Origin of the sequence: Massilia sp. TWP1-3-3, assembly GCF_049897805.1 — a bacterium.
GTDB lineage: Bacteria > Pseudomonadota > Gammaproteobacteria > Burkholderiales > Burkholderiaceae_D > Telluria_A.
The window spans coordinates 1-14,073 of the sequence record NZ_JAFCWX010000005.1 but is presented as its reverse complement, the minus strand read 5'-3'; the positions used below and the strand labels follow the sequence as shown (position 1 = coordinate 14,073).

General features: G+C 60.3%; 14 protein-coding genes. 8 read left to right on the top strand and 6 right to left on the bottom strand.

Annotated features, from left to right (window positions below; all coding sequences use genetic code 11):
* Positions 1–14: 14 nt before the first annotated feature.
* Genes ACP7D4_RS06140 through ACP7D4_RS06125 form a run of 4 tightly spaced genes read left to right on the top strand, consistent with a single transcriptional unit; the run spans position 15 to position 3,766 of the window.
* Positions 15–2,048, top strand: a complete 2,034-nt coding sequence (locus tag ACP7D4_RS06140) for a secretin N-terminal domain-containing protein (RefSeq protein WP_426208193.1) — start codon at positions 15–17, stop codon at positions 2,046–2,048.
* Positions 2,049–2,050: 2 nt separating this feature from the next.
* Positions 2,051–2,527 carry a type II secretion system protein gene (locus tag ACP7D4_RS06135; protein ID WP_426208190.1) on the top strand — a complete coding sequence of 159 codons (477 nt, stop codon included), beginning with the start codon at positions 2,051–2,053 and terminating at the stop codon, positions 2,525–2,527.
* A gap of 2 nt (positions 2,528–2,529) precedes the next feature.
* Complete coding sequence (locus tag ACP7D4_RS06130; protein WP_426208188.1) at positions 2,530–2,937, top strand: type II secretion system protein; 408 nt, start codon at positions 2,530–2,532, stop codon at positions 2,935–2,937.
* Between the two features lies 1 nt (position 2,938).
* Positions 2,939–3,766 carry a type II secretion system protein gene (locus ACP7D4_RS06125; RefSeq protein ID WP_426208186.1) on the top strand — a complete coding sequence of 276 codons (828 nt, stop codon included), beginning with the start codon at positions 2,939–2,941 and terminating at the stop codon, positions 3,764–3,766.
* Between the two features lie 22 nt (positions 3,767–3,788).
* Here ACP7D4_RS06125 and murJ read toward each other — a convergent pair whose 3' ends face one another.
* On the bottom strand, positions 3,789–5,348 hold the full coding sequence (murJ, locus tag ACP7D4_RS06120) for a murein biosynthesis integral membrane protein MurJ (protein ID WP_426208185.1): 1,560 nt from the start codon (positions 5,346–5,348) through the stop codon (positions 3,789–3,791).
* 198 nt (positions 5,349–5,546) lie between these two features.
* Between murJ and rpsT the strand changes: the two genes are divergently transcribed.
* Positions 5,547–5,813: a 30S ribosomal protein S20 gene (rpsT, locus tag ACP7D4_RS06115; protein WP_426100752.1), complete on the top strand. Its 267-nt coding sequence runs from the start codon at positions 5,547–5,549 to the stop codon at positions 5,811–5,813.
* 405 nt (positions 5,814–6,218) lie between these two features.
* Here the strand turns inward: rpsT and ACP7D4_RS06110 are convergent, their stop codons facing one another.
* Positions 6,219–6,788 carry a pseudouridine synthase gene (locus ACP7D4_RS06110; RefSeq protein ID WP_426208183.1) on the bottom strand — a complete coding sequence of 190 codons (570 nt, stop codon included), beginning with the start codon at positions 6,786–6,788 and terminating at the stop codon, positions 6,219–6,221.
* A gap of 254 nt (positions 6,789–7,042) precedes the next feature.
* Between ACP7D4_RS06110 and icd the strand changes: the two genes are divergently transcribed.
* Positions 7,043–8,296 (top strand): NADP-dependent isocitrate dehydrogenase, encoded by a 1,254-nt coding sequence (gene icd, locus ACP7D4_RS06105; RefSeq protein ID WP_426100756.1) that lies wholly within the window; start codon positions 7,043–7,045, stop codon positions 8,294–8,296.
* Positions 8,297–8,403: 107 nt separating this feature from the next.
* On the opposite strand, the gene ACP7D4_RS06100 is transcribed toward icd, so the two are convergent.
* The 4 genes from ACP7D4_RS06100 to cspE form a co-directional block, all read right to left on the bottom strand.
* Positions 8,404–8,820, bottom strand: a complete 417-nt coding sequence (locus tag ACP7D4_RS06100) for a hypothetical protein (RefSeq protein ID WP_426208181.1) — start codon at positions 8,818–8,820, stop codon at positions 8,404–8,406.
* Between the two features lie 110 nt (positions 8,821–8,930).
* Positions 8,931–9,302, bottom strand: a complete 372-nt coding sequence (locus tag ACP7D4_RS06095; protein ID WP_426208179.1) for a tachylectin-related carbohydrate-binding protein — start codon at positions 9,300–9,302, stop codon at positions 8,931–8,933.
* Positions 9,303–9,431: 129 nt separating this feature from the next.
* Entirely contained in the window at positions 9,432–10,667 is a 1,236-nt protein-coding gene (locus tag ACP7D4_RS06090; protein ID WP_426208177.1) for a GAF domain-containing sensor histidine kinase, read from the bottom strand.
* Between the two features lie 98 nt (positions 10,668–10,765).
* Positions 10,766–10,969: a transcription antiterminator/RNA stability regulator CspE gene (cspE, locus tag ACP7D4_RS06085; RefSeq protein ID WP_010395943.1), complete on the bottom strand. Its 204-nt coding sequence runs from the start codon at positions 10,967–10,969 to the stop codon at positions 10,766–10,768.
* A gap of 319 nt (positions 10,970–11,288) precedes the next feature.
* Between cspE and clpS the strand changes: the two genes are divergently transcribed.
* Together clpS and clpA are read left to right on the top strand one after the other, a co-directional pair.
* Complete coding sequence (gene clpS / locus ACP7D4_RS06080) at positions 11,289–11,591, top strand: ATP-dependent Clp protease adapter ClpS (RefSeq protein ID WP_426100764.1); 303 nt, start codon at positions 11,289–11,291, stop codon at positions 11,589–11,591.
* A complete protein-coding gene (gene clpA, locus ACP7D4_RS06075) occupies positions 11,588–13,888 on the top strand; it encodes an ATP-dependent Clp protease ATP-binding subunit ClpA (protein ID WP_426100766.1) in 2,301 nt (766 codons plus the stop codon). The genes clpS and clpA overlap by 4 nt, the downstream gene beginning before the upstream one ends.
* Positions 13,889–14,073: the final 185 nt, after the last annotated feature.

The window sequence follows — 14,073 nt, the reverse complement described above, 5'->3', positions numbered from 1 at the left end:
CTCGCCGCCTGTCCATGCCACTCCTGGCGCTGCTGCTTTCCGGCTGCGCCGCCCAGATGGCGTACCAAGAAGGGCAGACCCTGGTCGACCAGGACAAGATCGAAGCGGGCTTGCGCAAGTACCAGCAGGCGGTCGCTGCCGATCCGGGCAACCCCAAGTATCGCCTCGCCTTCCTGCGCACGCGCGACCGCAACGCCACGCGTTTGCTGGACCTAGCCGACCGCGCGCTGGCCAGTGGCAACGCCGAAGCGGCGCTGCAGCATTACCAGCGCGTGCTCTCGATCGACCCGGCCAACGAGCGCGCCCGGCTGGGCATGCGCGCCATCGAAGCCGATGTGCGCCACGCAAGCTTGCTGGACAGCGCCGAAGCGTCGTTTGCCAGCGGCGACTATGAGCAGGCGCGCGCCAGTGCGGCGGCGATCCTGACCGAGCGCCCCAACCATGAACAGGCGCGCAAGCTCCTGGTGCGCATCAATGAAAAGACGGCCGCCGCGCCGGTGGCGGAAACGGGCCTGGCCGCGGCCTACCGGCAGCCGATCAGCATCGAGTTTCGCGACGCGCCGCTCAAGCAAGTGTTTGAGGTCATCTCGCGCCGCTCGGGCTTGAACTTTTTGTTCGACAAGGACGTCAAAGCGGACCAGCGCACCACCATCATGCTGAAAAACAGCACCGTGGAGGCGGCCGTGCACTTTTTGCTCGTGACCAACCAGCTTGAGCAGCAAGTCATGGATGGCAATACCATCCTGGTGTATCCCAACGTAGCTGCCAAGCTCAAGGAATACCAGGAAATGACGATCAAGACTTTCTTCCTGGCCAATGCCGACGCCAAGTCGGTGGCCAATACCTTGAAGACCATTTTGAAGTCGCGCGACGTCGTGGTCGACGAAAAGTTGAACCTGGTGATCCTGCGCGACAGCCCGGAAGCGATCAAGCTGGCCACCAAGCTGGTGGCGCTGCAAGACATCGCCGAGCCGGAAGTGATGCTGGAAGTGGAGATCTTGGAAATCAAGCGCAGCCGCTTGATTGAACTGGGTATCGCCTGGCCGACCAGCATCGGCATTTCACCGATCATGCTGCCGGACGCCAACAACGTGGAGCAAAAGCTGACCATCGCGGCGCTGCGCCGCCTTAATAGCGGCAACCTTGGCGTGTCGGGCTTGTCGGCAACCATCAACGCCAACAAGAACGACATCGATTCGAACACGCTGGCCAATCCGCGCATTCGCGTGCGCAACAAGGAAAAGGCCAAGGTCGTCATCGGCGACAAGGTGCCCAACATTACCACTACCGTCTCGCCGGGCGCGAATGGTTTTGCATCCGAATCGGTCACCTATCTCGACGTCGGCCTGACGCTCAATGTCGAGCCGACCATTTACCTGAATAATGAAATCGCGATCCGCATCGGCCTGCAGGTGAGCAACTTGCTCGGTTCGACCACCACCAAGTCCGGCACCACCGCCTACCAGATCGGCACGCGCGAAGCGACCACGATGCTGCAGTTGAAAGATGGCGAGAACCAGGTGCTGGCCGGTTTGATCAATAACGAAGACCGCAGCAGCGGCAACAAGGTGCCAGGTCTTGGCGACTTGCCGATTTTGGGGCGCCTGTTCGGCAGCAACCGCGACGGCAATGAAAAGACGGAAATCGTGCTCTCGATCACGCCGCACCTGATCCGCAACATCCAGCGCCCTGCGGCGTCGGCGTCCGAATTTAGCGCCGGCACCGAAACGAGCTTCCGCCGCCGTCCGGATACCACGGTCAAGGCGCCGACGGTGTTGCCGGCCAGCCCGGCGCTGCGCCAGCCGGCGGCTCCTGCGCCGTACGTACCAGCGGTGCCAGCCGCGCCGCGCGCACAGACCGCGCCGGCGCGCCTGCCGCCGACGGCGCCCACGATCACGCCCTTGCCCGAGCCGGGAGTGGACACGCTGCCGGCCGCCGCGCCGGTTGCCGAGTCCGTGCCGGCTCAGCCGGTGCAAGTGACCGAACCGGCCCAGGAAAGCGCGGCGCCCGTGCAGCCGGCCGAATCCACCAACACCAAGAAGCAGTAGCCATGATGCAATGCCGCCGCGGCTTTACGCTGATCGAGTTGCTGGTCACGTTGACCATCCTCGCTCTGCTGGGCACGCTGGTGATTCCCGTCACGCAAGTGGCGGTGCAGCGCAAGCAGGAGCAAGAGTTGCGGCGCGCGCTGCGCGAGATTCGCGGGGCCATCGACACTTACAAGAAGGCCTATGATGAAGGGCGCATCGCCCGTTCGCTCAATAGTACCGGCTACCCCAAGAGCCTGGACGTGCTGGTCGAGGGCGTGCCGGACTTGCGCAACCCCAAGCGCGCCAAGATTTTTTTCCTGCGCCGCATTCCGCGCGATCCGTTCAATGGCGACCCGCAGCTGGTAGCCGCCCAGACCTGGGGCAAGCGCAGCTATGCCAGCGAAGCGGCCGAACCGCAGGAGGGCGAAGACGTGTACGACGTGTATGCGATTTCCGAGCGGCTGGGCCTGAACGAAATACCGTACAGAAAATGGTAGACATGAGATTCCCGCCCGCCCATGCACGCCGCGCCTGTCGCGGTCCCGCCGGCTTCACGCTCATTGAACTGTTGGTGGTGCTGGGCATCGTCGCGCTGCTGCTCACGCTGGCCGTGCCGCGTTATTTCCCCAGCGTCGACAAGGCCAAGGAAACTATCCTGGCCGACAACCTGCGCAATACGCGCGACGTGATCGACCAGTTCTATACCGACCGGGGACGCTACCCCGATTCGCTGGAACAACTGGTGGAAAAGAAGTATTTGCGCAGCCTGCCCGTCGATCCGATTACCGAAAGCGCGGCAACCTGGATCTTGATCGCGCCCGAGGACGCCACCAAGGGCGCGCTGTACAGCATCAAGAGCGGCGCCCCGGGACTCGATCGCCACGGCAAGCCGTATTCCGAGTGGTGACATGAGGCCAGCCCAAGGAAGCTTGCCGTGCAAGGCAGGCTCGCGCGGCTTTACCTACATGGGATTGATGATCCTGCTCGCCATCATGGCACTGGTGGCGGCCGCGGGGCTCAAGATGGGAACGTTGCTGCAGCGTGCCGCGGCCGAAGAGGAATTGCTGGAAATCGGCGCCCAGTTCAGCGAAGCGCTGCGCAGTTATGCCGCCGCCACGCCCCCGGGCAAACCCACGCAGCCGCCTACGCTGCAAGACTTGCTCAAGGACCCGCGCTTTCCCAACACCCGCCGTCACCTGCGTAAAATCTTTGTTGACCCGGTCACCGGCAAGGCCGAGTGGGGCATCATTTATCTGGGCGACAAGGTCGGCGTGCTGGGCGTCTACAGCCTGTCGAATGCCAGGCCGCTCAAGGTGGCCAACTTCGACATCCGCTTCCTGAACATGGAAAACCGCGAAAAAATTTCGGACTGGAAGTTTTTGGTTGCCGGCGGCGATGGCGGTCTGGGTAGCGCCACAACGATCGCTCCGCCCAATTCGATGACCGGCGGCGCGCCAACGTCCTTGTTTCCTTCGGCTATCCCGGGCGGCGACTCTGGTGGCAAGTCGGGTGCTGCGCCGGGTGCTGTCACGGGCAAGGGCAATGAGCCACCGCCGCCCGTGCCCCTGCAAGAGAGCAAGGTGGAAGAACCCGTGCCCGAAGAAATGCCTCCCGCAGAAGCGCCGCCCGAGGAAGAAAAGTCGGAAGACGAGGACGGCAGCGCCCGGCCGCTGGAGCCAGAGGCAGCAGTCGAGCCGTCAGCGATTGTGACACCGCCGCCTGCCAGGCGGCACTAGAAAGCAGGCCCCTAAGCCACCATTAGCGGCTGGTGCGCTTGAAGTCGCTTGGGCGAAATCCCAGCGCAAACAGTACCGCAAAATAGGCTACCGCCGCCGTCCCGATAATACCCAGCAGCACCCCAATGCGTGCCATGCCGTGCAGGTGGACGCCGGGGCCGGTCCAGGTAAATTGCGCCGCCGCGTACCAGCACAGCGCGCCCATGGCGGCGACCGCGACCGCCAGCTTGGCGAAAAACAACATCCAGCCCGGCTGCGGCACGAAAATGCCGCGCTTGTGCAGCAGAAAGTACAGACAGCCGGCATTCAGGCAGGCGCCCATGCCCATCGACAGCGCCAGGCCGGCCACGCCGTGCAGCAAGGGCACGAACACCAGGTTCATCAGCTGCACGGCGACGATCACGCCGATGGCGATGCGCACCGGCGCCCGGTAATCCTGGCGCGCATAAAAGGCGGGCGTGAGCGTCTTGACCACGATGATGCCGATCAGCCCGGCGCTATACGCCACCAGCGGCGCGGCGGCGGAGTAGGTGGCCTTGGCATCAAAGGCGCCGTAATTGAACAGCGAAGCGATCAGCGGCACGGCCAGCGCGGCCAGGCCGGCGGCGGCCGGCAGGGCCAGCAGGAAGGTCAGGCGCAGGCCCCAGTTCAGCAGGCCGGAGTATTCCTGCATGTCGCCCTTGGCGTTGGCGCGCGACAAATTCGGCAGCAAGATGGTGCCCAGCGCGACGCCCAGCATCCCGGTGGGAAACTCCATCAGGCGGTCGGCCCAGGTCAGCGACGAAATCGCGCCCGGCCCCAGGCTGCCGGCAATGCTGGTATTGATCAGCAGGCTCACTTGCGCGGCCGACACGCCCAGCAGCGCCGGCGTCATTTTTCGCAGGATGCGGCGCACGCCGACGTTCTTGAGCGCGATCCACGGCTTGAAATGGATGCGGGGAAGCATGCCGATCTTGATCAGCGACGGGATCTGGACCCCGATCTGCAGCAGGCCGCCCACCATGACGGCAATGGCCATGGCGTAGATCGGGTGTTCGAGGTGATCCTTGAGGAAGAGGGCGGCGACGATGAACGACAGGTTCAGCAGCACGGGGGCAAACGCGGGGATCTTGTACTGCTGCCAGGTGTTCAGAATGCCGCCCGCCAGCGCCACGACGGACATGCAGGCGATGTACGGGAACATGAAGCGCGTCATCCAGATGGCGGCAACGGTGCTGTCCGGTGTGCGGTTGTCGGTGTCGATGAGCAGGTCGATCAGCAGCGGGGCGGCGATGATGCCGATGATGCTGACCACGATCGTGCTCCACAGCAGGAAGGTGGCGGCCTGATCGGCCAGTTCCTTGGTTTCCGCCTGGCCGTTCTTGTTCTTGTACTCGGAGAGCATCGGCACGAACGCTTGCGAGAAGGCGCCGTCGGCAAACAGGCGGCGCAGCATGTTGGGCAGGCGAAAGGCGACGTTGAACGCATCCATATAAACCGTCGAGCCAAAGGCGGCGGCGGTCAAGCTTTCGCGCACCAGGCCGGTGAGTCGGGACACCAGCGTCATGCTGGAAATGGCGGAGAGGGTCTTGAGCAAGTTCATGGGGCCGAATTATAGCTCGGCAAGAGTGGGGAAGAGCGTCATCGGGCCCGTGGCGGCGAACTATTGTTGATATAGGAATTGCCCTTGACCGTTTACTCCGCTATAATCGAAGGCTGTACAGAATTCTGTTACGCAGACACTAATGTTTAGCAGACGCTAATGTTTGCAAACGCAACTTGACCCGATCTAGGAAATTCCATGGCAAATACAGCACAAGCGCGCAAACGCGCTCGTCAAGCAGTAAAGCAAAACGCTCACAATTCGTCGCAGCGTTCGACCCTGCGTACCGCAATCAAAGCGGTTCGCAAGGCCATCCAGGCTGGCGACAAGGCTGCTGCAACGGCGATCTTCCAGACCTCCGTGTCGAAGATCGACAGCATTGCTGACAAAAAAATCATCCACAAGAACAAGGCAGCTCGTCACAAGAGCCGTCTGGCAGCAGCCCTGAAAGCGCTGGCAGCTTAATCGCTCCGCGTTTTGGCGGACTTGTCCGCCAGCTGCAACTTGAGATGGTAAAAACCCGCCTGACCTGGTCACGGCGGGTTTTTTCGCTTGTGTGCGCGCGGAAAGCCGCAACGTGCCCCATGACATCGTCCTCGCGGACGCGGGGACCCATAGAACGGTTGTTCAATTGAACCGTTCCATGGGTCCCCGCGTGCGCGAGGACGATGTCGTTTTCGTTTTCGAGTTCGCAAACTTCGCGATTTCTGTCGGGCCGACTGATCTCAATGCGTTTTACTACACCCTCGCTCGCGAGGACGATGTGGGGTTGCTGCACTGTCGCCCATTTTGCAACAGCCGCATTCGCGACGGCGATGGACAGCAGCTGCCTCAGCTTGGCTTAGTAGTGCATGCTCGCACGCCCCCGGATCACTCCCGATACTTGCTAATCTTCTCGCTCGCCACCTCCACCCATTCCCCGGGCATCAAAGGATGCGTCGCCAGCGAAAACGGCCCGATACTGCTGCGTACCAGCCGCAAGGTCGGCAAGCCAATTGCCGCCGTCATCCTGCGCACCTGCCGATTCTTGCCCTCCTGTAGCGTGATCGCGATCCAGCTGGTGGGCTTGTCCGCCCGCACCCTGATCGGCGGCGTGCGCGGCCACAGCCACGCAGGTTCGGCAATCTGCACCGCCTTGCACGGCTTGGTCACAAAGTCGCCCAGGTCAAGCGGTCCCTGCAGCCTTGCCAGCGCGCCCGCATCGAGCGCGCCATCGACCTGCACCAGGTAGGTCTTGGCCTCCTTGTGGTCCGGGTGGGCGATTGCATGCTGCAGTTTGCCGTCGTCGGTCAGCAGCATCAAGCCCTCGCTGTCGGCGTCCAGCCGCCCGGCCGGATACACGTTGGGCCGCAAGATATAGTCGGCCAGCGATGCGCGCCCGTCCTGGGGCGTGAACTGGCACAGCACCTGGAACGGCTTGTTAAAGAGAATGAGGGGCATAATGGGGCGGCAGTCGGAGGAATGTTAAGCTTTTGAGCCAATTGTTAGTGTCGCAAAGTCGTAGCGCCTAGTAAAATACTGGTGCATAATGTGAAACGCGCCTCTTATGTCTTATAGAAGACCAAGACTTTCGTCGTATTTGCGTCGTATTTGCGCCGTATTTGTCGTCGTATTTATTCAATCATTTTGCACACGCCTGACAGAGACAACCCCAAGGTTGCCGGCTGCTGGAACGTCCACTTCGGAGATCAAGAATGTATCAACATATCAAAGTACCCGCTGACGGCCAAAAAATCGTCGTCAATGCCGATTTTTCGCTGAATGTACCAGATAATCCTGTCATTCCCTACATCGAAGGTGACGGCACCGGCGTCGACATCAGCCCCGTCATGATCAAGGTCGTCGATGCGGCCGTTGCCAAGGCATACGGCGGCAAGCGCAAGATCAGCTGGATGGAAATTTACGCCGGCGAAAAGTCGACCAGCGTCTACGGCCCCGACGTCTGGCTGCCGGAAGAAACGCTCGAAGTGCTCAAGGACTACGTGGTCTCGATCAAGGGTCCATTGACGACGCCGGTCGGCGGCGGCATCCGTTCGCTCAACGTCGCCCTGCGCCAGCAGCTCGACCTGTATGTCTGCCTGCGCCCGGTGCGTTACTTTACCGGCGTGCCTTCGCCAGTGAAAGAGCCTGAGAAGACCGACATGGTCATCTTCCGCGAAAATTCGGAAGACATCTACGCCGGTATCGAATACCAGCAAGGTTCCGAAGGCGCCAAGAAATTGATGGACTTCCTGATCAAGGAAATGGGCGTTACCAAGATCCGCTTCCCGAACACGTCGGGCCTGGGCATCAAGCCAGTATCGATCGAAGGCACCGAGCGCCTGGTGCGCAAGGCGATCCAGTACGCGGTCGACAACGACAAACCGTCGGTGACGATCGTCCACAAGGGCAACATCATGAAGTACACGGAAGGCGGCTTCCGCGATTGGGCGTACGCGCTGGCGCAGAAGGAATTCGGCGCTGAGCTGATCGATGGCGGCCCATGGTGCAAGTTCAAGAACCCGAAGACCGGCCGCGACATCATCATCAAGGATTCGATCGCCGACGCCTTCCTGCAGCAGATCCTGCTGCGTCCGGCAGAGTACAGCGTGATTGCAACGCTGAACCTGAACGGCGACTACATTTCCGACGCACTGGCAGCGCAAGTTGGCGGCATTGGTATTGCGCCAGGCGCCAACCTGTCCGATTCGGTTGCGATGTTTGAAGCGACTCACGGCACCGCACCTAAGTACGCAGGCAAGGATTACGTGAACCCGGGTTCGCTGATCTTGTCCGCTGAAATGATGCTGCGCCACATGGGCTGGCTCGAAGCGGCCGACCTGATCATCTCGTCGATGCAAAAGTCGATCGCCAGCAAGAAAGTTACCTACGACTTCGCGCGCCTGATGGAAGGCGCGACGCAGGTATCGTGCTCCGGTTTCGGCGATGTGATGATCGAGCAGATGTAATAGCAAAGTACCGCTGACAAAAAGCCCCGCCTCGTAAGAGAGCGGGGCTTTTTTTATTGGGCGCTGACTGGCTGACTTGCTGGCTTGCTGACGCGACCGGACGCGCTTTACGTCTTGGGAGGCGTGCCGCCGCAGGCAACCATCCTGCCGTCGGAAGACTTGTCGCAAAAAGGCGCGGCGCCGCCGCAGGCAACCATCTTGCCGTCGGTCGACTTGGCGCAATGGTTTGCCCGGCCGCCGCACGCCACCATCTTGCCGTCGTGCGAAGTGTCGCACACGATTGCCATGCCGCCGCACGCAACCATGTGGCCGTCCGGCGACTTTTGGCACACCTGGGCAATTGCGCCGCAGGCCACCATTTTGCCGTCGGAAGAGCTGTCACAGAAGGGGGCGCCCGTCACGACGGAAGAGCTGGTCGACATATCGATGTTCGGCGGTGAAATACTCAGGCAGCCGGTAAGTGTCGCAGCCAGTGCTGCAGCAACGATCAGCGCGCGCAGCACGCCGCTCTTGGTGGTTTTCAATGTAGTTCCTCGGCAGGTATTCCGGGCAAGCACCAGCGCTCGCCCCGGTGTGAATATGATATCAATAATTTAATATTGGACGAAAAATAGTATCATATCCTGCGTGCAGCTCAAATGCCGTCGCCGCCATGAAAGATGTGCCGCGCCTGCCACCCCACGCCCACCTTCTTGCCCTCGTTAAAGCCCCAGGTAAATGTGCCGTCCTGCTGGCCGACATGGCGGTACCACATCAGATCATTATTGTTGTTGACGGTGTAGATCACGCCGCCGCCGCCAGCGAACACGTGCTTGACCGCCCACTGGTTGCCGACCTTCTTGCCCTGGTCGAAAGCCCAGCGAAAAGTGCCGTCCGGGTGGTCCAGGTACTGGTACCACAGCAGGTCGAGGTTGGGGGCGATGACATAGATGAGGGCGCGCGAGCCATCAGGAACAGGGCCGCTGCAAAGGCAAGCAGAGCGGATAGGCGATGCGGGTTCATGCAAGAGCTCCGGACGAGTCAGGTTTGCCGCGACAGGCGGTCAACACCGGAGCGCGAACAGCCATGGTGTGCGAATGAAATGAGGCGAGCCTGATGCTGCTCAAGCGTGCGCATAGCGGGCCACTGGCAAAAGCTAGCGCGCCGTCTTGCGCCGCTCGACGAAGTCGCGTCCCTTGAGGCGGAAAATAAAGCGCGTGGATTGCTCGGACGACGCGACGGCCAGTTCGCCGCCATGCGAGCGCGCAATTTCTGACACGATGAACAAGCCCAGGCCCAGCCCCTCATTAGATGCCTTGGCCGAGGCGCGCCAAAACGGCTTGAACAACTGGTCGATCGTCGCTTGCGAGATGGCCGGCCCATGGTTGACGATGGCCAGTTCAAAGATGCCGTTTTGCGACGAGCACTGCACCAGCACGGGGGAATCGGCGTCGCCGTACACCAGCGCATTTTTCAGCAGGTTCGACAGCATCTGCTGGATGCGCTGCACGTCGCACAGCACGGGGACGGCGAGCGTGAAATCGATGTCGATCGCGCGCCCCGGGTAGGCGCTGCGCAATTCGTCGATTACTTGCATCATTGGGGCCAGCAGCGACGTTTGCTGCTGCATGTCGAGCGCAATGCCGCCGCCCATGCGGCCCCGCGTAAAGTCGAGCACGTCGTCGACCAGCCCTGCCATGCGCAGCGCGCTGCGCTTCATGCGCTCAACCACGCCGGCCGCGCGCGGCGTGAGGCTTTCAAATTGAAGCAGGTCGGCGCCGAGCAAAATCGAGCCGAGCGGCGTGCGCAGGTCGTGCCCGAGTACGGCGATGAACTGTTCGCGCAATTCCGACGTTTCGCGCTCGCCGAGCAGCGCGACCTGCGATTCGCTCAGCCTGGCTTCGGTTTCCAGGTGCTTGGTGATGAGCTGGGCAAACAGCGTCATGCTCGCCACCGTCGCGCTGCCCGACACCGTCGCTGCCAGCGGATCGAGCGCGCACAGGGTGCCGAAATATTCGCCGTCGGGGCGCATCACGGGGATGGAAATATAGCTTTGGAACCCATGCAGGCGTGGTATGGGATGGTCGTGGTAGGCCGGGTCGGTGCTGACGTTGTCGATAATGACGGCGCGCCGGGTCTTGCGCACGGTTTGGCAGAATGTAGTTGCGAGGTCGAGTCCGTCGCCAACCTTGAGGCCGAATTCAAGCCTGTCGAGCACGGCGCAGGTGGTCCACGATGCGTCGGTCACGCGGGCGATGCACACAAAGCGCAAGCCGGTGAGTGCGGCCACAGCTTCGAGGATGGTCGGCACGGACGAGATGGACTGGATGGCGGCGATATCGCTCGCCTGATCATGCATCGGCACGGGCACCTCGTCGTCTTGAAATGACAATTCATCCTACCATGGCGCAACGCGCGCGCACGGGAGCGCGCGGCCCGGGCGAAAAAAAACCCCGTCTCGCAACGGGGTTTTTTTACATCGGGTAAGCTTTACGCAGCCTGGATGTTGGAAGCTTGCTTGCCTTTAGGGCCTTGCGTGACTTCGAATTGAACTTTTTGACCTTCTTTGAGGGTCTTGAAACCGTTCATGTTGATTGCGGAGAAGTGTGCGAACAGATCCTCGCCGCCGTCATCTGGAGTGATGAAGCCAAAACCTTTGGAATCATTGAACCACTTAACTGTACCTGTTGCCATAAAGAACTTTCAAATAAAAACCAATCACACGAGCCATAAAAGCAAGAAGCTTTTGCCCCCTCCTCAGCCTGCTCACTTCGGATTAACCATGTACATAAGTACAAGTCAATAACTGCATTGTTGGTTGAAAAAATAGCGAAGTCAAGTGGTTTTACTGCGGAATTGCCGAAAAGCTCACGTCAAACACAAAAGCAACTCTTGAATTCCCGGTTCTGGACGCCATCTGCGCATTAATCGGAAAACGCGTAAGATGGAAAACAAATGTAAATGCCCTGATATTTACGTAATGCATCAACATTGAAAGCATTAGAATAAGCGTATGGCAACCAAGCAAGACACCGAACAAGTGCTGGAGCGGCAGGTGGTCAAGCCACCGCCGCTGTACCAGGTAGCGCTGCTCAATGATGACTACACTCCAATGGAGTTTGTGGTGGCCATTATTCAGGAGTACTTCAACAAGGATCTGGAGACGGCGACGCAGATTATGCTTTCCGTCCATCGCCACGGCAAGGGAGTGTGCGGCGTGTTTTCTAAAGATATAGCCTGTACAAAAGTGGAGTTTGTATTAACGCATGCGCGCAAGGCGGGGCATCCCCTGCAGTGCGTTATGGAGGAAGTATGATTGCGCAGGAACTCGAAGTTTCCCTACACATGGCTTTTGTCGAAGCTCGGCAAGCACGTCATGAATTCATTACAGTCGAGCATTTGCTGCTGGCGCTTCTGGACAATCCATCGGCCGCCGAAGTCTTGCGCGCCTGTGCTGTCAACATTGAAGACCTGCGCAAAACGCTGACCAACTTCATTGGCGACAACACGCCAACCGTGCCTGGCACGGGCGAAGTGGACACCCAGCCCACGCTCGGCTTTCAGCGGGTGATCCAGCGCGCCATCATGCACGTGCAGTCCGCGTCCAATGGCAAGAAGGAAGTCACGGGCGCCAACGTGCTCGTGGCCATCTTTGGCGAGAAGGATTCGCATGCGGTCTACTACCTGCACCAGCAGGGCGTAACGCGGCTCGACGTCGTTAACTTTATTTCCCACGGCGTGCGCAAGGACCAGCAGGTCGACATGCAAAAAACGTCCGAGGGCGTCGAGGAAGCGCAGGTCGAAGGGCAGGCCAAGGAAAGCCCGCTTGACCAGTTCACGCAAAACCTGAACAAGGCTGCCGCCGAAGGCAAGATCGATCCGCTGATCGGCCGTGAAGACGAGGTCGACCGCGTGATCCAGATCCTGTGCCGTCGCCGCAAGAACAATCCCTTGCTCGTCGGTGAAGCCGGCGTGGGCAAGACGGCGATTGCCGAAGGCCTGGCATGGCGCATCACGCAGGAAGACGTCCCCGAAATCCTGCAAAACGCCATCGTCTACTCGCTCGACATGGGCGCGCTGCTGGCCGGCACCAAGTATCGCGGCGACTTTGAACAGCGCTTGAAAGCGGTCCTCAAGCAATTGAAGGAAACGCCGCACGGCATCCTGTTCATCGACGAGATCCACACGATCATCGGCGCCGGTTCCGCGTCGGGCGGCACGCTGGATGCATCGAACCTGCTGAAGCCGGCGCTCGCTAACGGCCAGCTCAAGTGCATCGGCGCGACCACGTACACGGAGTTCCGCGGCGTGTTCGAGAAAGACCATGCGCTGTCGCGCCGCTTCCAGAAAGTGGACGTCAACGAGCCGACCGTCGAACAGACCATCCAGATCCTGCGCGGCCTCAAGTCGCGATTCGAAGAGCACCACGGCGTGAAGTACTCGTCCTCGGCGCTGACGACAGCGGCTGAACTGGCGGCCCGCTTCATCAACGACCGTCACTTGCCCGACAAGGCGATCGACGTCATCGACGAAGCTGGCGCCGCCCAGCGCATTTTGCCGAAATCGAAGCAGAAAAAGACTATTGGCAAGGCCGAGATCGAAGACATCATCGCCAAGATCGCGCGCATCCCGCCGCAGACCGTCAACCAGGATGACCGCAGCAAGCTGCAAACGATCGACCGCGACTTGCGCAACGTCGTCTTTGGCCAGGAGCCGGCCATCGATGCGCTGTCGTCGGCCATCAAGATGGCGCGCGCCGGGCTGGGCAAGACCGACAAGCCGATTGGTTCCTTCCTGTTCTCCGGTCCTACGGGCGTGGGCAAGACCGAAGTGGCAAAGCAGCTTGCGTTCATTCTGGGCATTGAACTGATCCGCTTCGACATGTCCGAGTATATGGAACGGCATGCCGTCAGCCGCCTGATCGGCGCGCCACCGGGTTATGTTGGTTTCGACCAGGGTGGTTTGCTGACCGAAGCGATTACCAAGAAGCCGCATGCGGTGCTACTGCTCGACGAGATCGAAAAGGCGCATCCGGATATTTTTAACATCCTGCTGCAGGTGATGGACCACGGCACGCTGACCGATAACAACGGCCGCAAGGCGGACTTCCGCAACGTGATCATCATCATGACGACCAACGCCGGTGCCGAAAGCCTGACCAAGCGTTCGATGGGCTTTACCGAGTCCAAGGCACCAGGCGACGAGATGGCCGACATCAAGCGCATGTTCACGCCGGAGTTCCGCAACCGGATCGACGCGATCATCAGCTTCCGCGCCCTGGACGAAGAAATCATCTTGCGCGTGGTCGACAAATTCCTGATGCAGCTGGAAGAACAGCTGCACGAGAAAAAAGTCGAGGCCATCTTCACCGAGTCGCTGCGCAAGTTCTTGTCTAAAAAGGGTTTCGATCCGCAGATGGGTGCAAGGCCAATGGCGCGCCTGATCCAGGACATGATCCGCAAGGCGCTGGCCGACGAGCTGCTGTTTGGCCGCCTGGTCAACGGCGGGCGTGTGACGGTCGATATGGATGATAAAGATAACGTCACGCTGGAGTTTCCCGAGTCCGATGCACCGCCGCCGATGGCGCCTGCAGAGACGGTCGAGATCGAGTAATCGACTCGCTAAAGTAAAAAACCCGCTTCACGAGGCGGGTTTTTTTACGTTCCTGAACTCCGGGGGGCCTAGCAGCCTGTCGGACTTGCGAAACTAAAACACGATTGCGCGCCTGAAACGAAAAATATTGGCTCTGGATACCATTCGTGGCATTTAAATGCGGAAATTTAGCCTAAATTTTCAGC